Source organism: Streptomyces sp. NPDC020681, assembly GCF_044334895.1.
In the GTDB taxonomy this organism is placed as follows: Bacteria; Actinomycetota; Actinomycetes; order Streptomycetales; family Streptomycetaceae; genus Streptomyces.
On record NZ_JBIRTX010000014.1, the window covers coordinates 161923 to 181315 of the forward strand.

General features: G+C 70.5%; 17 protein-coding genes. 12 read left to right on the forward strand and 5 right to left on the reverse strand.

What is annotated here, in order from left to right:
- Positions 1-126: 126 nt before the first annotated feature.
- The 8 genes from ACH4YL_RS28885 (at position 127) to ACH4YL_RS28920 (ending at position 10335) form a co-directional block, all read left to right on the forward strand.
- Positions 127-1164: an XRE family transcriptional regulator gene (locus tag ACH4YL_RS28885; protein ID WP_398510368.1), complete on the forward strand. Its 1038-nt coding sequence runs from the start codon at positions 127-129 to the stop codon at positions 1162-1164.
- Between the two features lie 177 nt (positions 1165-1341).
- On the forward strand, positions 1342-2331 hold the full coding sequence (locus ACH4YL_RS28890) for a malate dehydrogenase (RefSeq protein WP_398510369.1): 990 nt from the start codon (positions 1342-1344) through the stop codon (positions 2329-2331).
- A 139-nt stretch (positions 2332-2470) separates the two neighbouring features.
- Entirely contained in the window at positions 2471-2956 is a 486-nt protein-coding gene (locus ACH4YL_RS28895) for a hypothetical protein (protein ID WP_398510370.1), read from the forward strand.
- Between the two features lie 134 nt (positions 2957-3090).
- Positions 3091-4575: an aldehyde dehydrogenase family protein gene (locus ACH4YL_RS28900; RefSeq protein ID WP_398510371.1), complete on the forward strand. Its 1485-nt coding sequence runs from the start codon at positions 3091-3093 to the stop codon at positions 4573-4575.
- 60 nt (positions 4576-4635) lie between these two features.
- Positions 4636-6171 carry a GMC family oxidoreductase gene (locus tag ACH4YL_RS28905; RefSeq protein ID WP_398510372.1) on the forward strand — a complete coding sequence of 512 codons (1536 nt, stop codon included), beginning with the start codon at positions 4636-4638 and terminating at the stop codon, positions 6169-6171.
- Positions 6168-7283: a glycine betaine/L-proline ABC transporter ATP-binding protein gene (locus tag ACH4YL_RS28910; RefSeq protein ID WP_398510373.1), complete on the forward strand. Its 1116-nt coding sequence runs from the start codon at positions 6168-6170 to the stop codon at positions 7281-7283. Before ACH4YL_RS28905 ends, ACH4YL_RS28910 begins: the two co-directional genes overlap by 4 nt.
- A gap of 37 nt (positions 7284-7320) precedes the next feature.
- Positions 7321-9306, forward strand: coding sequence for an ABC transporter permease subunit (locus tag ACH4YL_RS28915; protein WP_398510374.1), 1986 nt, complete (start codon positions 7321-7323; stop codon positions 9304-9306).
- Positions 9307-9381: 75 nt separating this feature from the next.
- On the forward strand, positions 9382-10335 hold the full coding sequence (locus tag ACH4YL_RS28920) for an ABC transporter substrate-binding protein (RefSeq protein WP_398510375.1): 954 nt from the start codon (positions 9382-9384) through the stop codon (positions 10333-10335).
- A 160-nt stretch (positions 10336-10495) separates the two neighbouring features.
- Here ACH4YL_RS28920 and ACH4YL_RS28925 read toward each other — a convergent pair whose 3' ends face one another.
- Both ACH4YL_RS28925 and ACH4YL_RS28930 read right to left on the reverse strand, forming a co-directional pair.
- The gene (locus ACH4YL_RS28925) at positions 10496-11215 is read right to left on the reverse strand and encodes an isocitrate lyase/phosphoenolpyruvate mutase family protein (protein ID WP_398510376.1); all 720 of its coding nucleotides are present in this window, start codon (positions 11213-11215) and stop codon (positions 10496-10498) included.
- A gap of 12 nt (positions 11216-11227) precedes the next feature.
- Positions 11228-11728, reverse strand: coding sequence for a carboxymuconolactone decarboxylase family protein (locus ACH4YL_RS28930; protein WP_398510377.1), 501 nt, complete (start codon positions 11726-11728; stop codon positions 11228-11230).
- Between the two features lie 47 nt (positions 11729-11775).
- Here ACH4YL_RS28930 and ACH4YL_RS28935 point away from each other — a divergent pair, with 47 nt between their 5' ends.
- The gene (locus ACH4YL_RS28935; RefSeq protein ID WP_398510378.1) at positions 11776-13176 is read left to right on the forward strand and encodes a PLP-dependent aminotransferase family protein; all 1401 of its coding nucleotides are present in this window, start codon (positions 11776-11778) and stop codon (positions 13174-13176) included.
- An 83-nt stretch (positions 13177-13259) separates the two neighbouring features.
- Here ACH4YL_RS28935 and ACH4YL_RS28940 read toward each other — a convergent pair whose 3' ends face one another.
- The gene (locus tag ACH4YL_RS28940) at positions 13260-14123 is read right to left on the reverse strand and encodes a hypothetical protein (protein WP_398510449.1); all 864 of its coding nucleotides are present in this window, start codon (positions 14121-14123) and stop codon (positions 13260-13262) included.
- A gap of 122 nt (positions 14124-14245) precedes the next feature.
- Between ACH4YL_RS28940 and ACH4YL_RS28945 the strand changes: the two genes are divergently transcribed.
- Positions 14246-14518 (forward strand): hypothetical protein, encoded by a 273-nt coding sequence (locus ACH4YL_RS28945; RefSeq protein WP_398510379.1) that lies wholly within the window; start codon positions 14246-14248, stop codon positions 14516-14518.
- A 20-nt stretch (positions 14519-14538) separates the two neighbouring features.
- Positions 14539-15720 (forward strand): glutathionylspermidine synthase family protein, encoded by a 1182-nt coding sequence (locus ACH4YL_RS28950; RefSeq protein WP_398510380.1) that lies wholly within the window; start codon positions 14539-14541, stop codon positions 15718-15720.
- Between the two features lie 24 nt (positions 15721-15744).
- Here the strand turns inward: ACH4YL_RS28950 and rocD are convergent, their stop codons facing one another.
- Positions 15745-16977: an ornithine--oxo-acid transaminase gene (gene rocD, locus ACH4YL_RS28955; RefSeq protein WP_398510381.1), complete on the reverse strand. Its 1233-nt coding sequence runs from the start codon at positions 16975-16977 to the stop codon at positions 15745-15747.
- A gap of 220 nt (positions 16978-17197) precedes the next feature.
- Here rocD and glyA point away from each other — a divergent pair, with 220 nt between their 5' ends.
- The gene (gene glyA / locus ACH4YL_RS28960; RefSeq protein WP_398510382.1) at positions 17198-18466 is read left to right on the forward strand and encodes a serine hydroxymethyltransferase; all 1269 of its coding nucleotides are present in this window, start codon (positions 17198-17200) and stop codon (positions 18464-18466) included.
- Positions 18467-18494: 28 nt separating this feature from the next.
- On the opposite strand, the gene ACH4YL_RS28965 is transcribed toward glyA, so the two are convergent.
- On the reverse strand, positions 18495-19241 hold the full coding sequence (locus tag ACH4YL_RS28965; RefSeq protein ID WP_398510383.1) for a hypothetical protein: 747 nt from the start codon (positions 19239-19241) through the stop codon (positions 18495-18497).
- Positions 19242-19393 lie beyond the last annotated feature (152 nt).

A 19393-nucleotide genomic window follows, 5' to 3' on the forward strand; every position in this document is an offset into this window, starting at 1 on the left:
TGGCCCTGCGCATCCCACTGGGTAGTCCGGCATCGTGTCGACGTACACGGACTCCCTGGGGTCGTCGCGGGGGCGGTAGGCGCGGGGGAAAGTTCGCACGTTCAGGGGGACAAGGGGGGGTAGTACATGCCTCGGTGGAAGGCACTGCCTGAGGAGCTGGACCCACAGGTCCGGGAGTTCGCGAGTCAGTTGCGCCGGCTGGTCGACCGCAGCGGGCTGAGCCTGGCTGCGATCTCGGACCGCACGGGCTACAGCAAGACGTCGTGGGAGCGTTATCTGAACGGGCGGCTGCTCGCGCCCAAGGGCGCGATCGTCGCACTGGCCGAGGTGACCGGTACCAACCCGGCCCATCTGAGCACCATGTGGGAGCTCGCGGAGCGCGCGTGGAGCCGTGCCGAGATGCGCCACGACATGACGATGGAGCAAATACGGATCTCGCAGGCGCGGGCCGCGCTCGGCGAGTTCGGTCCGGCGTCGGCATCGGCGGGCGGCAGCGGGCGACCGCGCGGGCGGACGACCGCGCCCGCACCGGGCGGGGGACCGGGACCAGGGTCCGGACCAGGGTCGGGACCGGGACCGGCCGCCGAGCATCCGCTCTATGCGCCGCTGCCGAACGCACCGGGGACGCCCGCACCCTCCCCGTCGCCCACGCCGCCCGGCGGCAAGCGCAAGGTCGTCGTGTTCCTGGCCGGTCTCGTCGGCGCGCTGCTGGTGATCGCGGCGGCCGTACTCCTCACCGACCTCGGCGGGAACGGCGACGACAGCGGCAAGCCCGCGGCCAAATCGCCGTCGGCGGCCCCGAGCACCAGCGCTCCGCCACTGCCGGCCGGAGTGAAATGCAGCGGCAAGGCCTGCACGGGCCAGGACCCGGAGGCGATGGGCTGCGGCGGCGAGTTCGCCAAGACGGTCTCGTCGGCGACCGTCGGCAAGGCGCTCGTCGAGGTCCGCTACAGCAAGACCTGTCAGTCGGCCTGGGCGCGCATCACCCAGGCGGCACCGGGCGACACGGTGCAGATCAGCGTCGGCGGCAAGGGCGCGCAGAAGGGTCTGGTCAACGCGGACAACGACGCGTACACACCGATGACCGCGGTGGCCGGTCCTGCCGAGGCCAAGGCCTGCGCGACGCTCACGACGGGAGCCACCGGCTGCACCACGCCGCAGTGAGCGCAGCCGTGAGCGTTGCCGTGAGCCGCGCCACAAGGGGCCGGGGAATGGAGGAGGCCGGGGTCGGATAGCCTGACCGCTGGATGTCTCTTCACGTCAAGATTCGTAAGAGGTGCGAAGGGGCGTCCCGCACGAGGGGCAGGGACCCCCACCGCCAGCTGTCTTACGGAGATCGCCATGACCCGCACTCCCGTCAACGTCACCGTGACCGGCGCGGCCGGCCAGATCGGCTACGCGCTGCTCTTCCGCATCGCCTCCGGCCACCTGCTCGGCGCGGATGTGCCGGTCAAGCTGCGCCTGCTCGAGATCACCCCGGCGCTCGGCGCGGCCGAGGGCACCGCCATGGAGCTCGACGACTGCGCCTTCCCGCTGCTGCGCGGCATCGAGATCACCGACGACCCGAACGTCGCCTTCGACGGCGCGAACGTGGCCCTGCTCGTCGGCGCCCGCCCGCGCACCAAGGGCATGGAGCGCGGTGACCTCCTCGAGGCCAACGGCGGCATCTTCAAGCCCCAGGGCAAGGCCATCAACGACCACGCCGCGGACGACATCAAGGTCCTCGTCGTCGGCAACCCGGCCAACACGAACGCCCTGATCGCCCAGGCGGCGGCCCCGGACGTACCGGCCGAGCGCTTCACGGCGATGACCCGCCTCGACCACAACCGTGCGCTCTCCCAGCTGTCGAAGAAGACCGGCGCCCCGGTCACCGACATCAAGCGCCTGACGATCTGGGGCAACCACTCGGCGACCCAGTACCCCGACATCTTCCACGCGGAGATCGCCGGCAAGAACGCGGCGGAGGTCGTGAACGACGAGGCGTGGCTGGCCGGCACGTTCATCCCGACGGTCGCCAAGCGCGGCGCGGCGATCATCGAGGCGCGCGGCGCGTCCTCGGCGGCGTCGGCGGCGAACGCCGCGATCGACCACGTCCACACCTGGGTCAACGGCACGGCGGACGGCGACTGGACCTCGATGGGCATCCCGTCGGACGGCTCGTACGGCGTGGCCGAGGGCATCATCTCCTCGTTCCCGGTGACGACCAAGGACGGCAAGTACGAGATCGTCCAGGGCCTGGACATCAACGAGTTCTCGCGCACCCGCATCGACGCGTCGGTGGCGGAGCTGACGGAGGAGCGCGAGGCGGTCCGTTCGCTCGGCCTGATCTGATCCGACCTGATCTGATCCGTCTCCCTCTCCGTCTCGCACGGACTCGAACGCCCTCGGCAGCCGACAGGCCGCCGGGGGCGTTTGTCATGCGGTGGCCCTGCGGCCCAGGTCCGGTGGGCCGTCGCGCAGTATGTGCGTCATGCTGCTGACCGCCGCGCTGTCTCCTGCCGTCCGACTGGCCACCGACACGGGACAGAACCCGGTCTCGATGCTGATCGTCATCGTCGCTGTACCCGCGTTGCTCGGGCTGGGCGCCTATCTGCTGCCGCCGTTCGTAACCCGGCGCAGCGCCGTCACATGGCGGGACGTGGCCGTGCTGTGCGGGACGGCGGCGCTCGCCGTGTATGCGTACGGGGTCCTGTGCTGCCTGCGGCTGGAGTCCGCGTACCACGCGTGCATGATCGAGCGGTACGGCCGGCCGGAGATGCCGGGCACACCTCCGCTCACGTCGAACCACGACAGCCTGATACCCGTGAGCTCGACGTGCACCTGGGCGGACGGCCGCACCCTCGACTTCGTGCCCTGGGTGGTGAACCCGGCGGTCGTGGTGCTGCTGCTCGCCGCGGTGGCGTCGGGGGCGGTCGCCGTCAGGAGGCGGGCCGAGGCGGGGCGGCGCGCGGAATGATCACTGCTCCCCATAAGTGACACGGGCCACTTTCGGCCACCCATTGCGCATGCTTTCGATTCGCCAGGGCAGGCGACCCGTTCGCTGGATATCGCCAGCGTGGAACAAAACGGGAACGGAAGGCTATACGCGACGTGTCGGCACAACAGACCATCCACGTGGGCGGAGAGTGGCGCGGAGCCCTCTCCGGCCGTACGCGAGAGATCATCGACCCCGCTGACGCGACCGTTTTCGCCGTCGTCGCCGAGGGCGCGGCCGAGGATGCCGATGCCGCGATCGCGGCCGCACGCGCCGCGTTCGATCAGGGCGAGTGGCCCCGTACACCCGTCGCCGAGCGGGCCGCCGTGCTGCGGCGGGTCGCGGATCTGCTGCAGCGGAACCGGGAGGCGCTCGGAGAGCTGGAGAGCCGCGACGCCGGGAAGACCGTCGAGGAAGGGCGCATCGACGTCGACTGTGTCAGCGATGCCTTCCGATACTTCGCCGACCTCGTCATGAACGAGAGCGGCGGGCGGGTCGTCGATGCCGGATCGGACGAGATACACAGCGTCGTGGTGCATGAACCCGTCGGGGTCTGTGCGCTGATCACGCCATGGAACTATCCCCTCCTGCAAGCGAGCTGGAAGATTGCCCCGGCCCTGGCCGCGGGCAACACTTTTGTGATCAAGCCGAGTGAGATCACTCCGCTGTCGACCGTCGAGCTGGTCCAGCTGCTCGAGGAGGCCGGACTGCCGGCCGGTGTCGCCAATGTCGTGACCGGTGCCGGAGACACCGTCGGGGCCCGGTTCGCCGAGCATCCCGATGTGGATCTGGTGTCCTTCACCGGCGGGCTCACCAGCGGTACGAAGGTGATGCGCGCCGCCGCCGACACCGTCAAGAAGGTCGCACTCGAACTCGGCGGGAAGAACCCGAACGTCGTCTTCGCGGATGCGTGCGAGAGCGACGAGGCCTTCGACACCGCCGTCGACCAGGCCCTGAACGCCGCCTTCATCCACAGCGGACAGGTCTGCTCCGCCGGGTCCCGGCTCATCGTCGAGGAGTCGCTCCGCGAGCGTTTCGTCGGCGAACTCGCCCGCCGCGCCGAGAAGATCCGCCTCGGGCGCGGCAGCGACCCCGGCGTCGAGTGCGGGCCTCTCGTGTCCGCGCAGCAGCTCGCCAAGACCGAGGGGTACGTGGCGTCCGCGCTCGCCGAAGGCGCCGTTCTGCGGGCCGGCGGGCAACGGCCGGACGGAGACGGGTACTTCTACCGGCCCACCGTCCTCGACCAGTGCCACCGCGGGATGCGGGTGGTCCGCGAGGAGACCTTCGGCCCGATCCTGACCGTCGAGACCTTCCGTACGGAGGACGAGGCCGTCGCTCTCGCCAACGACACCGAGTACGGGCTCGCCGGCGCGGTGTGGACCGCCGACCCCGGCCGGGCGCGGCGCGTCGCCGGACGGCTGCGGCACGGGACCGTGTGGATCAACGACTTCCACCCCTACCTCCCGCAGGCCGAGTGGGGCGGTTTCGGCAAGAGCGGCATCGGGCGCGAGCTGGGGCCGGCCGGGCTCGCCGAGTACCGCGAGGCCAAGCACATCTACCAGAACCTCGCCCCGCGCCCCGTCCGCTGGTTCAAGGGCTAGCCGGACAAGGCGGTAGGCAAGGGCTGAGTTGGAGCAAGGCAGTTGGAGAACGAGAAAGACATGACTACGTACGACTATGTCGTCGTCGGAGGCGGCACAGCAGGGTCCGTCATCGCGTCACGGCTCACCGAGAACGCGGACGTCACCGTCGCCGTCATCGAGGGCGGGCCGAGCGACGTCGGCCGGGACGACGTGCTGACCCTGCGGCGCTGGATGGGACTGCTCGGCGGCGAACTCGACTACGACTACCCGACCACCGAGCAGCCCCGCGGCAACTCCCACATCCGGCACAGCCGGGCCCGGGTGCTGGGCGGCTGTTCGTCGCACAACACCCTCATCGCCTTCCGGCCGCTGCCGTCCGACTGGGACGAGTGGGCCGAGGCCGGGGCCGACGGCTGGCACGCCGCCGCCATGGACCCGTACTTCGACCGGCTGCTCAACAACGTCGTCGCCGTCGACGAGGCGGACCGTAACGCCATCGCCCGCGACTTCGTCGACGCCGCCCAGGCCGCTCTCGACGTCCCGCGCGTCGACGGCTTCAACAAGAAGCCGTTCCACGAAGGCGTCGGCTTCTTCGACCTCGCGTACCACCCGGAGAACAACAAGCGGTCGTCCGCGTCCGTGGCGTATCTGCACCCGTTCCTGGACCGGCCGAACCTTCATATCGCGCTGGAGACCTGGGCGTACCGGCTGGAGTTCGACGGCACCCGGGCGACCGGGGTGCGCGTGCGTACGAAGGACGGCGAGGAGCGGCTCGTCGAGGCCCGCCGCGAAGTCCTGGTCTGCGCCGGCGCGGTGGACACGCCGCGGCTGCTGCTGCACTCCGGCATCGGGCCGCGCGCCGATCTCGAGGCGCTGGGTATCCCTGTCGTGCACGAACTGCCGGGCGTCGGCGAGAACCTGCTGGACCATCCCGAGTCGGTGATCGTCTGGGAGACACATGGCCCGATCCCGGAGAACTCCGCGATGGACAGCGACGCAGGGCTGTTCGTCCGCCGGGACCCGGAGGCACCGGGGCCCGATCTCATGTTCCACTTCTACCAAGTCCCGTTCACCGACAATCCGGAGCGGCTCGGCTACGAGCGGCCCGCGCACGGAGTGTCGATGACGCCGAACATCCCGAAGCCGCGCAGCCGCGGCCGGCTGTATCTGACCAGCGCCGATCCGGATGTAAAGCCTGCGTTGGACTTCCGTTACTTCACGGACGAGGACGACTACGACGGTCGTACGCTCGTCGACGGGATCAAGCTCGCCCGCGAGATCGCCCGCGCCGAACCGCTCGCCGGGTGGCTGAAGCGGGAGGTCTGCCCGGGGCCCGGGATCACCTCGGACGAGGAGATCAGCGAGTACGCGCGGAAGGTCGCGCACACCGTGTACCACCCGGCCGGCACCTGCCGGATGGGTGCTGTCGCCGATGAGGGTGCCGTAGTGTCACCGGACTTGAGGATCCGGGGCCTCGACGGCATCCGCATCGCCGATGCGTCCGTCTTCCCGACGATGCCTGCCGTGAACCCGATGATCGGGGTCCTGATGGTGGGAGAGAAGTGCGCCGAGCTGCTGACCGCGGCTTCGGAGGAAAGAGGTGGGATCCGATGAAGCCCGAAACTGTGATCAAGAGTGATGCGGTATCCGAGGCCCAGGCCGAGGCCGAGAACGTTCCGGAGGGTGCGCCGGTCGTCTTTCAGGTGCGCGACCTGTGGAAGGTCTTCGGGCCGAAGGCCGACCGCATACCCGGCGACCCCGAACTCGGCGCGCTCACGCCCGCCGAGCTGCGCAGCCGCACCGGCTGCACCGCCGCCGTACGCGATGTCTCCTTCGACGTCCGCAAGGGCGAGGTCTTTGTCGTCATGGGCCTCTCCGGCTCCGGCAAGTCGACTCTCGTGCGCTGTCTGACCCGGCTGATCGAGCCGACGTCCGGCGCGATCGCGATCGACGGCGAGGACGTTCGCTCCATGGACCGCGCCCGGCTGCGCGAACTGCGCCGCCACCGCGCCTCGATGGTCTTCCAGCACTTCGGCCTGCTGCCGCACCGCTCGGTGCTCGACAACGTCGCGTACGGCCTGGAGATCCAGGGCATGGGCAAGGGCCCGCGCCGTTCCAGGGCCGCGGAGGTCGTGGCGAAGGTCGGTCTGGAGGGCCTGGAGCACCGGCGTCCCGGCCAGCTGTCCGGCGGTCAGCAGCAGCGCGTCGGGCTCGCACGGGCGCTCGCCGTCGATCCCGAGGTGCTGCTGTTCGACGAGCCGTTCAGCGCGCTCGACCCGCTGATCCGGCGCGACATGCAGGAGGAGGTCATCCGGCTGCACCGCGAAGAGGGCCGGACGATGATCTTCATCACGCACGATCTGAGCGAGGCGCTGAAGCTGGGCGACCGGATCGCGCTGATGCGCGACGGACGGATCGTGCAGCTCGGCACGCCGGAGGAGATCGTGGGCTCGCCCGCGGACGACTACGTACGGGACTTCGTCCGCGATGTGCCGCGCGAGCAGGTCATGACGGTGCGTACGGCCATGCGGCCGGCGGTCGGCGACGAGGGCGAGTCCGGACCGGCCCTCGCGCCGGACGCGACGGTCTTCGAGGCGATCGAGGCGGTTGCCCGCACCGGCGAGACGGCGCGCGTCATGGAGGCGGGCGCCTGCCTCGGCGTGGTGGACCACACCGACCTGCTGGCCGTCGTGGCCGGCCTGGACCGGGCGGAGGCGGCCGCGTGACATCGCTCCAGCCGGATTTCGACGGGCGGTGTTGCGGATGACCGCCACCGTCAGCGTCACCAAGACCGCTCCGGACAAGGCCGCCACGCCCACAACGGGCGGATGGCGGCAGCTCCTGGCGCATCCCACCCAGCGCAAGCTCATCGCGCTGGCGCTGGGCGCGCTCGTGCTCATACCCGTCGGCGTCGCACTGTGGGGCAGCGGCAGCTGGCCCGCCGAGCTGACCGTCGACGTCTCCGGACCTCTCGACGACGTCAACCAGTGGGTCGTCGACAACCGCGAGACCCACCCCCTCTTCCTCTACTTCCTGCTCCACTTCTCCAACACCGCCACCGACGCGGTCGACGCCGTCTACCAACTCCTCGACGCCATGGGCTGGCTCGGCGTCCTCGTCGCCGGAGTGCTCTTCGCCTGGCGGGCCGCCGGGCTCGGGCGGCGCGGGATCAGGGTCGCGGCGACAGCGTTCGGAGCCTTCGCGGTGTGCGGGCTGCTCGGGATGTGGGACGCCACGCTGCTGACCATCGCGCTGATGGTCGTCTCCGTGGCCGTCGCCGCGCTGTTCGGCGCGCTGATCGGGCTTGCCGCGGGCCTGTCGGACCGGGTCGACCGGGCGCTGCGGCCGGTGCTCGACACCATGCAGGTGCTGCCGGCCTTCGCGTATCTGCTGCCGTTCGTGCTGGTCTTCGGCACCGGCACGCCCGCCGCGCTGTTCTGCACGGTGATCTACGCGGCCCCGCCGATGGCCCGGCTCACAGCGCTCGGGCTGCGCGGCGCCGACCCCGCCGTGCTCGAGGCGTCCGCCTCGCTCGGCGCCAACGGACGGCAGCGGCTGTGGACCGCACGGCTGCCGCTGGCCCGCAAGCAGATGCTCCTCGGCCTCAACCAGACGATCATGATGGCGCTCTCGATGGTCGTCATCGCCGCGCTGGTCGGAGCGGGCGGACTCGGCGAGGAGGTGTACTCCGCGCTTTCCACCGTCGACGTCGGCAAGGCGCTCGCCGCGGGTATCCCGATCGTGCTGATCGCCGTCTGGCTGGACCGTACGACGGCGGCCGCGGGCGACCGTATCGGCGAGAGCGAGCCCGGCGAGGGGCCGTTGCACGGTGGGACGGCCTGGGCGCTGGTGCTCGCGGGCGTGGTGGCCGCGTCCGTGGCACGGTTCGGGGCCGGGGTCGGCAAGGCGTGGCCGGAAGGCTGGACGTACGAGATCTCCACGCCGGTCAACAAGGCCCAGGAGTGGATCACCGAGAACCTCACCTTCACCGAGGCCTGGTCGCGCGAGTTCACGCTGTGGATCCTCAATCCGCTGCGCGACACGCTGATCTGGCTGCCGTGGTGGTCGCTGCTGCTGCTGGTCGCGGCCGTCGCCTGGCTGGTCGGCAGCTGGGCGACCGCGCTGACTGCCACGCTGTCGATGGGCGCGATCGGCGTCCTCGGCGTCTGGACCAAGTCGCTGGACACGCTCTCGCAGGTGCTCGCGGCGCTGGTCGTCACGCTGGTGCTCGGTGTGCTGGCGGGCGTGCTGTCCGCGCGGGCAGGGCGTCTTGAGCGCTGGCTGCGGCCGGTGCTGGACGCGATGCAGACGATGCCGCAGTTCGTGTATCTGATCCCGGTCGTCGCGCTGTTCGGCGTCACCCGCGCATCGGCGATCATCGCGGCCGTCGTGTACGCGCTGCCCGCCGTCGTCCGCATCACCAGCCAGGGCCTGCGCGATGTCGACCCGGCGGCCCTGGAGGCGTCCCGCTCGCTCGGCGCGTCGACGCGCCAGCAACTCCTCCAGGTCCAGCTGCCACTGGCCCGGCCGGCGCTGCAACTCGCCGTCAACCAGGGCGTCGTCCTGGTGCTGGCGGTGGTCGTCGTCGGCGGCCTCGTCGGTGGCGGCGCGCTCGGCTACGACGTTGTCAAGGGCCTGTCCCGGGGCGAGATGGGCATCGGGATGACGGCCGGAGTCGCGATCGTCTGCCTCGGTCTCGTACTGGACCGGCTCACTCAGCCAGGGGCTCGCGCCCGCAAGAACGACTGAACTCCCAAGGACGTCCGAACGCTCGGGGAACGACCGAACGCTCGACTGAACTCTCTCTCGAAACTCAGGAGCACCATGCGCACCCTCCGTACAACCACCGCCGTCCTCACCGTCGCCTCCGTCCTCGGCCTCAGCGCGTGCGGCGCCGCCGAGACCGGGAAGAAGGACGACGCCGGCGGCAAGAAGACCGTGACCCTGACCGTCCCGTCCTGGGTCGGCGCCCAGGCCAACACCGCCGTCGCCGGATACATCCTCAAGAAGGAGCTGGGTTACACCGTCAAGACCCAGCAGATGGGTGAGGTCCTCGCCTGGGACGCGCTCTCCAAGGGCGACATCGACGCGATCATGGAGGACTGGGGCCACCCCAAGGAGGAGAAGCAGTACGTCGAGACGAAGAAGACGGTCGTCAAGGGCGGCGACCTCGGGGTCACCGGGCACATCGGCTGGTTCGTCCCGAAGTACTTCGCGGACGCGCACCCGGACGTCACCGACTACAAGAACCTCAACAAGTACGCCAAGGACTTCAAGACCGCGGAGAGCGGTGACAAGGGCGAGATCCTCGAGGGCTCCCCGGACTATGTCACCAATGACGACGCGATCATCACGAACCTGAAGCTGAATCTGAAGACCAACTACTCGGGCTCCGAGGCGGCGCAGATCACCGCGATCAAGAAGTACGCCAAGGAGAAGAAGCCCTTCCTGACGTACTGGTGGACTCCGCAGTGGCTGAACGCGCAGATCGACATGGTCGAGGTCAAGCTGCCGGAGTACAAGGAGGGTTGTGACGCGGACCCGAAGAAGGTCGCGTGCGCCTACCCGAACACGCCGCTGCAGAAGTTCCTCAACGCGGACTTCGCGAAGGACGGCGGCGAGGCCGCGGAGTTCCTGAAGAACTTCAAGTGGACCACCGAGCAGCAGAACGAGGTGGCGCTGATGATCGCCGGCGAGAAGATGTCGCCGGAGGCGGCGGCGGAGAAGTGGGTCAAGGAGAACGAGTCGACGTGGAAGGCGTGGCTGCCGAAGAAGTAGGCGGCTGAGCTCGGGCTTGAGCTTGGGCCTGGGCTTGGTGCTTGGTCGGCTGGGCTCCGGCTCCGGCTCCGGTACCCGCTCCGGCTCGGCTCCGGCTGAACAGTGTGACGCGGACGGCATCGTCGATGTTGATGCCGTCCGCGCCGCGCTGCGCCGACGGTCAGGCGCGCAGGGACTCGGCGATCTGCTGGACCGCCTTCAGCGCTTGCTGGTGCAGGCCCGGGCCGAAGGTGATCCGCGTCGCGCCCAGGCGGCCCAGTTCCGGGATCGGTGGGCTGCCCGGGAGCGGTGCGACATTGATCGGCGCGTCGATCTCCGCCCGCAGCAGCGGCAGTTGCTCGGGCGGGACGGCGAACGGATACACACAGTCCGCGCCCGCCTCGACATACAGCCGGGCCCGGCCGATCGCCTCCGCCGGGTCGGCCACTCCGCGCAGGAACGAGTCGACCCGCGCGTTGATGAAGAGCCTCTCGCCCGCCTCCGCGCGTACTTCCGCGAGCCAGTCGGCATGCTGCCGCGGGTCCTTGAGGGACTTCGTCGCCGAGTCCGAGTCCTCCAGATTGCAGCCGACAGCGCCGGTGTCGAGGATCCGGGCGACGAGTTCCTTCGGCGGCAGGCCGTAGCCCGCCTCGATGTCCGCGGAGACCGGGACGTCCACCGAGCGTGCGATACGGGCGACCGCCGCGAACATCTCGTCCGCGGGCGTCTGCCCGTCCTCGTAACCGAGCGACGCCGAGACCCCCGCGCTCGGCGTCGCAAGTGCCGGAAAGCCGGCGTCGGCGAAGACGCGGGCGCTCGCCGCGTCCCACGGCCCCGGGAGGACGAGCGGATCGCCCGCGGCATGGTCGTGGTGGAGCGCACGGAAGGCCTGAACGGTCATGCTGAGAGCTCCTCAGTGCTTGTGCCGGCCGGGTGTGTAGTGGCCGGCGACCATCCGCGACGCGACCGAGAAGCGGTTCCACGCGTTGATGACCGTGATCGATGCGATCAGGTGGGCCAGCTCCGTCTCGTCGAACTCCTTCGCCGCCTTCTCGTACACCTCGTCCGGCACGAAACCGTCCGTCAGGACCGTGACCGCCTCGGTCAGTTCCAGCGCGGCGACCTCCTTCGCCGTGTAGAAGTGCCGCGACTCGTCCCAGGCGCTGAGCTGGATGATCCGCTCGACCGACTCGCCCGCCGCCAGCGCGTCCTTGGAGTGCATGTCGATGCAGAAGGCGCAGCGGTTGAGCTGCGAGGCACGGATCTTGACGAGCTCCAGGACCACGGGGTCGACGCCCTGGCGGGCCGCCACGTCGAGTTTGACCATGGCTTTGTAGACCTCCGGCGCGAGCTCCGCCCAGGACAGGCGGGGGACGTGTTCGGGGAGGTGACCGGTGTTCTCCGCTGCGTTCATGGCTACGAACGTAGTACGTGTGTGGCGCAGGAGTATGGTCCACTTCCATGACGGATTCCTGGGCCACTTTCGGGGCCGACCTCCATCTGGAACTGCGTGGTTCCGGGCTCCGTACCGGCCTGATGGACGCGCTGCGGGAGGCCGTGCGCAGTGGGCGGCTGGCTCCTGGAACGCGGCTGCCGTCATCCCGTTCGCTCGCCGCCGACCTGGGCATCGCGCGCAACACGGTCGCCGACGCGTACGCCGAGCTCGTCGCCGAGGGCTGGCTCGTCGCGCAGCAGGGCTCGGGGACGCGGGTCGCCAGGCGGGCCGTACCGCGGCGGCCCGCGGGCGTGGCCAGGCCCCGGCCGGCCCGCCCCGGACCGGAGTACAACCTGCGGGCCGGCGCTCCCGACCTCGCCTCCTTCCCGCGCGCCGAGTGGCTGAAGGCGGCCCGCCGCGCGCTCGCCACCGCTCCGTACGAGGCGTTCGGATACGGCGATCCGCGCGGGCGCATCGAGCTGCGGACCGTACTCGCCGACTACCTGGCGCGGGCACGCGGCGTGTACGCGGACCCGGAGCGGGTGGTGGTCTGCTCGGGCTTTGTGCACGGGCTGATGCTGATGGCGAAGGTGCTGAGGCGGCGCCGGGCGCGCGAGGTCGCGGTCGAGTCGTACGGGCTCGAACTGCACTGGAACCTGCTGATCGAGGCGGGTCTGCGGCTGCGCGCGCTGCCCTTCGGCCAACAGGGGTCCGCGACAGGCGAGTTGGGGTCGCTGCGCGCGGCCGGGGCGGTGCTCCTGACGCCCGCGCACCAGTTTCCGATGGGTGTCGCGCTGCATCCGGACCGGCGAGCGGCCGCCGTCGACTGGGCGCGCGCGACGGGCGGGCTGATCCTGGAGGACGACTACGACGGCGAGTTCCGCTACGACCGCCAGCCCGTCGGCGCGCTCCAGGGCCTCGACCCGGACCGCGTGGTCTATCTGGGCACGGCGAGCAAGTCGCTGGCGCCGGGGCTGCGGCTCGGCTGGATGGTGCTGCCGGAGGACCTGGTGGGCGAGGTGCTCGAGGCGAAGGGCACGGTCGACTGGGCGTCCGGCACGCTGGACCAGCTGACGCTCGCGGAGTTCATCGCGTCCGGTGCGTACGACCGTCATGTGCGGGGCATGCGGCTGCGCTACCGCAGACGGCGCGACCAACTGGTGGCCGCGCTCGCCGAACGCGCCCCGGGCATCAGCGTCAGCGGCATCGCGGCCGGACTGCATGCGGTCCTCGAACTCCCGCCGGGCACGGAACACTCGGTGGTCCGGTCGGCGGCGTGGCAGGGCCTGGCGGTGGAGGGCCTGTCGCGCTACCGCCACGGGGACGCGGCGGGGCGGGGGAGGGACGCGCTGGTGGTGGGGTACGCGACACCACCCGACAGCGCATGGACGGGCGCGCTGGACGCGCTGTGCAGGGCGCTGCCGTAAGGCCTCCGGTTCGCAAGGCGCACGGGTGGGCGGGCGCACGGGCTCCCGGGCGCATGGGTTCACGGGTGCGCGGGCTCACCGGCTCAAGGGCCCGGGGGTGCGGACTCCTCCTGGGGTGCGGGCTCGAGCGGGGCCGGGGGTTCGCCGAATCGCGCCAGTGCGAGCGCTCCCGCCACCGCCACCGCGAAGCCCGTGATCGCCAGCCAGGCCAGGCCCTCCCGCGTACGGTCACCGAGCCAGATGACGCCCACCAGCGCCGGGCCGATCGTCTCGCCGATCACCATGCCCGCCGTGGCCGTCGTCACCGAACCGCGCTGCAGCGCGGAGGTGAGCAGCAGAAACGCCGCACCGCCTCCGACCAGCAGCGCATACAACGCCGGATTGGCCAGGAGGCCGGGCAGCGCGAGCGAGTCGATCAGCCGGACGGAGACCTCGACCACGCCGAATCCGAAGCCCGCGCCGAGGCCGAGCGCCAGCGCGCGCGACCGGTCGGGGAGGCGGCCCGCGACCGCGCCGACGAGGAGCACCCCGACCGCGACGCCGAGCATGGACCACTTCAGCGCGGTCGACCCCTCCTCGTCGCCCTCCGCGCCGGAGGAGAGCCCGAGCATGGCCAGGCCCGCGCAGACCACGGCCACGGCCGTCCACTCCGTACCGCTGAGGCGGACATGGAGCAGCCGCGAGGCGACCACGGCGGTCACCGCGAGGCTCGCGGCGAGCGCCGCGCCGACCGCGTAGATCGGGATCGAACGCAGGGCGATGATCTGGAGCAGGAAGCCGAGCCCGTCCAGCGCGAGTCCGGCGATGTATCGCCACTGCCGCAGCGCGCGCAGCAGCAGCGCCGGGTCGACGCCGGAGCCGGTGCCCGGTTCCGTGGCACGCGCGGCGACGGCCTGGAGTACGGAGGCCGTGCCGAAGCAGACGGCGGAAGCGAGCGCGCAGATCATCCCAATGAGCACAAAGCGACTGTAGATCAGGAGCGTTGGAGGACCGGGTCAGCGCAGCGCGAGGCGGCCCTCTAGTCTGTCGGGCGGCTCAATGGCTTGATTCGAACGGGGGAGACCGGCTGATGGCGCGACGCAGGCTGAGGTCGAGCACGGTGATGCTCGGCGGTATGGGGGTGCTCGCGGCGACGCTCACCTCCTGCGGCTCGGAGCCGGACGAGAGGTGCGTCGATCCGGTGACGTACGAAGTTCTGCCCGACTACGAGTGCGACGACGACGGCAGCGGACGCCACTACTACGGCGGCAGTGTGCGCAGCGGAAAGGTCTCGGGCGGCAGTTACGACAAATCGGCCGTGGACAGCGGCGGCTTCGGCTCCTCCGGCAGCGGCGGCGGCTGAGCCGGGACACGTACGTACCGATGAAGCGCCACACCATAGAACCGCGCCCCGGCTGGCAGGAAACCGTCGAGGAGCAAGGCTGCATCTATCCGCTCACCCGTTACCCGGACGGCTCCCTGCGCCCGTACTGGGACGAGAGCGCGTACTACGAGTTCTCGCTGCCCGAGATCGAGGCGCTGGAGGAGGCCGTCGAGGAACTGCACACCATGTGCCTGGCCGCGGCCGCGCACATCGTGGAGCACGACCGCTTCGCGGACCTCGGCATCACGAACCCCCGGCTGGCGAGGCGCGTCGCCGAATCCTGGCGGCGCCGCGCCGAACTGCCGTCGATCTACGGCCGGTTCGACCTGCGCTACGACGGCACAGGCCCGGCCAAGATGCTGGAGTACAACGCCGACACCCCCACCTCGTTGGTGGAGGCGGCCAGCCCTCAGTGGTTCTGGATGGAGGAGCGCTTCCCCGGCGCCGACCAGTGGAACTCCCTGCACGAGCGCCTCGTCGCCGCATGGAAGCGCCAGGCTCCGCTGCTGCCGCCGGGCCCGGTGCACTTCGTGCACTCCGACGGCGACGAGCTCGGCGAGGACCTGATGACGGTCGCGTATCTGCGGGAGACCGCCCAGCAGGCCGGACTCGCCACCGAGGCGCTCTCGGTCGAACGGATCGGCTGGGACCGGCTGTCCGGCCGGTTCGTCGACGACCGGCTGCGTTTCATACGCAGCTGCTTCAAGCTCTATCCGTGGGAGTGGCTGACCACCGACCGCTTCGGGCCGCATGTCCTCGACACCCTGGACAACGGCGGCGGCACCGGCACCACCTGCTGGATAGAGCCCGCCTGGAAGATGCTGCTCTCCAACAAGGCCCTGCTGGCGATCCTCTGGGAGCTCCACCCGGGCCACCCCAATCTGCTGCCCGCCTATCTCGACGGCCCGCGCGAACTCGCCGCCGAGCGCGGCTATGTCGCCAAACCACTGCTCGGCCGCGAGGGCGCGGGCGTCACGATCCACCAGCCGGGCGCCGATCCCGTACTGCGTGACGAGCCGTGCTGCTACCAGGAGTTGGCCCCGCTGCCGGAGTTCGACGGCAACCGCGTGGTGCTCGGCGCCTGGGTCGTCGAGGACGAGGCGGCGGGGCTCGGCATCCGGGAATCGGCGGGGCTGGTCACGGACGAGTACGCCCGCTTCCTGCCCCACGTCATCCTCTGATCCCGGGGCGGTCCGGCGCGGGGGCTACGCGCTCAGCACGGCCCTGAGCTGGTCCAGGCCCCAGTCCAGGTCCTCCTTGCTGATCACCAGGGGCGGTGCGATCCGGATCGTGGAGCCGTGGGTGTCCTTGACCAGGACACCGCGGTCCATCAGCTTCTCGGAGATCTCCCGGCCGGTGCCGCGGCTGGGCACGATGTCGACGCCCGCCCACAGCCCGCGGCCGCGCACCGCCTCCACCGCGCCGCCGCCCGTGAGCAGCCCGAGCTCGTGGTGAAGATGGTCGCCCAGCTCGGTGGCGCGCTGCTGGAACTCGCCGGTGCGCAGCATCGCGATGACCTCCAGCGCCACCGCACAGGCCAGCGGATTGCCGCCGAAGGTCGAGCCGTGCTCTCCGGGGCGGTAGACGCCGAGCACGTCCTTGGAGGAGACGACCGCCGACACCGGCACCACACCGCCGCCCAGCGCCTTGCCCAGCACATACATGTCCGGCACGACGCCCTCGTGCTCACAGGCGAAGGTCTTGCCGGTCCGGCCCAGGCCGGACTGGATCTCGTCCGCGATGAAGAGCACGTTCCGCTCGCGGGTCAGCTCGCGGACCCCGGGAAGATAGCCGGCCGGCGGCACCAGCACCCCGGCCTCGCCCTGGATCGGCTCCAGCAGGACGGCCACCGTGTTGGCGCTGACCGCGGCCTGCAAGGCGGTGAGATCGCCGTACGGAACGATCTCGAAGCCGGGGGTGTACGGGCCGAAGTCCGCCCGTGCCTCGGGATCCGTGGAGAAGCTGATCACCGTGGTCGTACGGCCGTGGAAGTTGTTGGCCGCGACCACGATCTTCGCCTGGCCCGGCGGCACACCCTTGACCTTGTACCCCCACTTCCGGGCGGTCTTCACCGCGGTCTCCACCGCCTCCGCCCCGGTGTTCATCGGCAGCACCATCTCCATGCCGCACAGCTCCGCGAGCTGCGTGCAGAAGTCGGCGAAGCGGTCGTGGTGGAACGCGCGGGAGGTGAGCGTGACCCGCTCCAGCTGCGCCTTGGCGGCGTCGATCAGCCGGCGGTTTCCGTGGCCGAAATTGAGCGCCGAGTACCCGGCGAGCATGTCGAGGTAGCGACGGCCCTCGACATCGGTCATCCACGCGCCGTCCGCCGAGGCGACGACCACGGGAAGCGGGTGGTAGTTGTGCGCGCTGTGCGCCTCCGCGGAGGCGATGGCGCTCTCGATGGCACTCTCAGATGCAGACACGGGATCTCCGTTCATAGAGACAAGACATCCGTCCTGGGGCGGGTGACGCCCCTGTTTCTATCGTCGCTCGGATGGTGGACGAAGAAACCTTGTTGTGCGGCCCGAGCATTAAGGTTGACCGTACGCACGGCGACTGGCGTACGCGGAAGAAACCGCGGGGAAACCGTGCGCGGCCCACCGCACGGAGTGCCGCCCGCCTGGGGACACCGTTACAGCGAGTGACCCGGAGGACACCATGACTCTGCCCCTGCCGCATCCCGCACTCACCGCCGCAGACCCCGAACTGGCCGCCCTCGTCGGCGCGGAGGAACAGCTCCAGGCCGAAACCCTTCGGCTGATCCCCAGCGAGAACTATGTCTCCCGGGCCGTGCTGGAAGCCTCCGGCACGGTGCTGCAGAACAAGTACAGCGAGGGCTACGCCGGCCGCCGCTACTACGAGGGCCAGCAGAACATCGACCAGGTCGAACGGCTCGCCATCGCCCGCGCCCAGGCCCTCTTCGGCGTCGAGCACGCCAATGTCCAGCCCTACTCCGGTTCGCCGGCCAACCTCGCCGTCTACCTCGCCTTCGCCGAACCCGGCGACACCGTGATGGGCATGGCCCTGCCGATGGGCGGCCACCTCACCCACGGCTGGGGCGTCTCCGCCACCGGCAAGTGGTTCCGCGGCGTCCAGTACGGCGTCCGCCACGACACCGGTCTCACCGACTTCGACGAGGTGCGCGAACTTGCCCTCAAGGAACGGCCGAAGATCATCTTCTGTGGCGGCACCGCGCTGCCGCGCACCATCGACTTCGCGGCCTTCGCCGAGATCGCCCGCGAGTCCGGCGCGGTGCTGGTCGCCGATGTCGCCCACATCGCCGGACTGATCGCGGGCGGCGCCCATCCCTCGCCCGTGCCGCACGCCGACGTGATCTCCACGACCACGCACAAGACCCTGCGCGGGCCGCGCGGCGCGATCCTGATGTCCCGCGAGGAGCACGCCAAGGCCATCGACAAGGCGGTCTTCCCGGGCCTCCAGGGCGGCCCGCACAACCAGACCACCGCGGCCATCGCGGTCGCCCTCCACGAGGCGTCCCAGCCCTCCTTCCGCAGCTACGCCCAGTCCGTCGTCGCCAACGCCAAGGCGCTCGCCGACGAACTGCTCGCCCGTGGCTTCGACCTGGTCTCCGGCGGCACCGACAACCACCTGATCCTGATGGACCTCACTCCCAAGGACGTCCCCGGCAAGGTGGCGGCCAAGGCCCTCGACCGGGCCGGGATCGTCGTCAACTACAACACCGTTCCGTACGACCCCAGGAAGCCGTTCGATCCTTCCGGTATCCGCATCGGCACCCCCTCTCTCACCTCGCGCGGCCTCGGCACCGAGCACATGGCCGCCGTCGCCGACTGGATCGACCGCGGTGTGACCGCGGCCGGCGCGGGTGACGAGGACGCGCTGGCCGCGATTCGCGCCGAGGTCGCGGAATTGATGGCCGCCTACCCGGCACCCGGTCTGACCGTCTAGCCGCCTACCCGGCGCCCGGGCTCACCGTCTAGCCGTCGAGCAGTTGCTGGCGCGGGCCCGGGTCCCGCGTGCCGTCGTTCCTTCCGAACGGCGGGCGCGGGAGCCGGGAGGCCAGCGGGCGCACCAGCAGCGCCAGCACCGCTCCGGCTGCCAGGCCCGGTATCGCCCACCACCAGCCGGCGGAGGTGTCGGTGGACGTGGCTGCCGCGGTCTGCTGCCGCCCCTCCTGCTGGGGAGCGGCACTCTCAGCGCCCTGTCCCTCGCCCTGCTCCTCGCCCTGTGCCTCGTCCCAGGCCGGCGGGAACTGGGCCACGCCCTGGCCACCGTTCTTCTCGCCCATCAGGCCCAGCTCGGCGAAGAGCGCGGTCAGTTGCTTCGGCTGGCGCGCCTGATGCCAGTAGCCCTTCCGCGACCCCATCTCCGTCGACGTGTGTATCCACACCGTCCCCGGCCGGTCGCTCGGATAGGCCTGGTCCACCCGCCACGGCGACACATCGTGGGCCAGCCAGGTCACGTTGATCTGCCGCGACCCCACCGCCATGTCCAGCGACGGCGGCCTGTCCGTCTGGCCCTTGGTCGGGCCGTCGCCCAGCAGGGTCAGCAGAGCCTCGTAGTCCTTGTCGGAGTAGTAGAGAGAGGCGGTCTCGCCGCTCTCCGGAGAGGTGACGAGCACACTCGTCGGTCCTCCGGCCACCGCACTCGGTGCGAAGGTCCAGCTCAGTGCGAGCACCGTCGCCAGTGCCGCAAGTCGCCGCAGCAGTCGCGCACTTCGCACACTTCGCGGACTCCGCGTCCTTTGTGACGTTCGCATACGTCCCCCAGCCGACGCCCGGCACGGCCCGTCCGTACCGCGTCACCTCTGGTACACCGCCCGACGCCGCCAGGTTCCGGATTGGGCAGCACGGATTTCAGAGCCCGATTTCAGAG

Coding starts and splice junctions, on each gene's coding strand:
- ACH4YL_RS28950 (WP_398510380.1), top strand. CDS start 14,539: ATGAAGCGCCACACCATAGAACCGCGCCCCGGCTGGCAGGAAACCGTC.
- ACH4YL_RS28935 (WP_398510378.1), top strand. CDS start 11,776: ATGACGGATTCCTGGGCCACTTTCGGGGCCGACCTCCATCTGGAACTG.
- ACH4YL_RS28930 (WP_398510377.1), bottom strand. CDS start 11,728: ATGAACGCAGCGGAGAACACCGGTCACCTCCCCGAACACGTCCCCCGC.
- ACH4YL_RS28940 (WP_398510449.1), bottom strand. CDS start 14,123: ATGATCTGCGCGCTCGCTTCCGCCGTCTGCTTCGGCACGGCCTCCGTA.
- glyA (WP_398510382.1), top strand. CDS start 17,198: ATGACTCTGCCCCTGCCGCATCCCGCACTCACCGCCGCAGACCCCGAA.
- ACH4YL_RS28890 (WP_398510369.1), top strand. CDS start 1,342: ATGACCCGCACTCCCGTCAACGTCACCGTGACCGGCGCGGCCGGCCAG.
- ACH4YL_RS28910 (WP_398510373.1), top strand. CDS start 6,168: ATGAAGCCCGAAACTGTGATCAAGAGTGATGCGGTATCCGAGGCCCAG.
- ACH4YL_RS28895 (WP_398510370.1), top strand. CDS start 2,471: ATGCTGCTGACCGCCGCGCTGTCTCCTGCCGTCCGACTGGCCACCGAC.
- ACH4YL_RS28925 (WP_398510376.1), bottom strand. CDS start 11,215: ATGACCGTTCAGGCCTTCCGTGCGCTCCACCACGACCATGCCGCGGGC.
- ACH4YL_RS28920 (WP_398510375.1), top strand. CDS start 9,382: ATGCGCACCCTCCGTACAACCACCGCCGTCCTCACCGTCGCCTCCGTC.
- rocD (WP_398510381.1), bottom strand. CDS start 16,977: ATGAACGGAGATCCCGTGTCTGCATCTGAGAGTGCCATCGAGAGCGCC.
- ACH4YL_RS28885 (WP_398510368.1), top strand. CDS start 127: ATGCCTCGGTGGAAGGCACTGCCTGAGGAGCTGGACCCACAGGTCCGG.
- ACH4YL_RS28945 (WP_398510379.1), top strand. CDS start 14,246: ATGGCGCGACGCAGGCTGAGGTCGAGCACGGTGATGCTCGGCGGTATG.
- ACH4YL_RS28905 (WP_398510372.1), top strand. CDS start 4,636: ATGACTACGTACGACTATGTCGTCGTCGGAGGCGGCACAGCAGGGTCC.
- ACH4YL_RS28915 (WP_398510374.1), top strand. CDS start 7,321: ATGACCGCCACCGTCAGCGTCACCAAGACCGCTCCGGACAAGGCCGCC.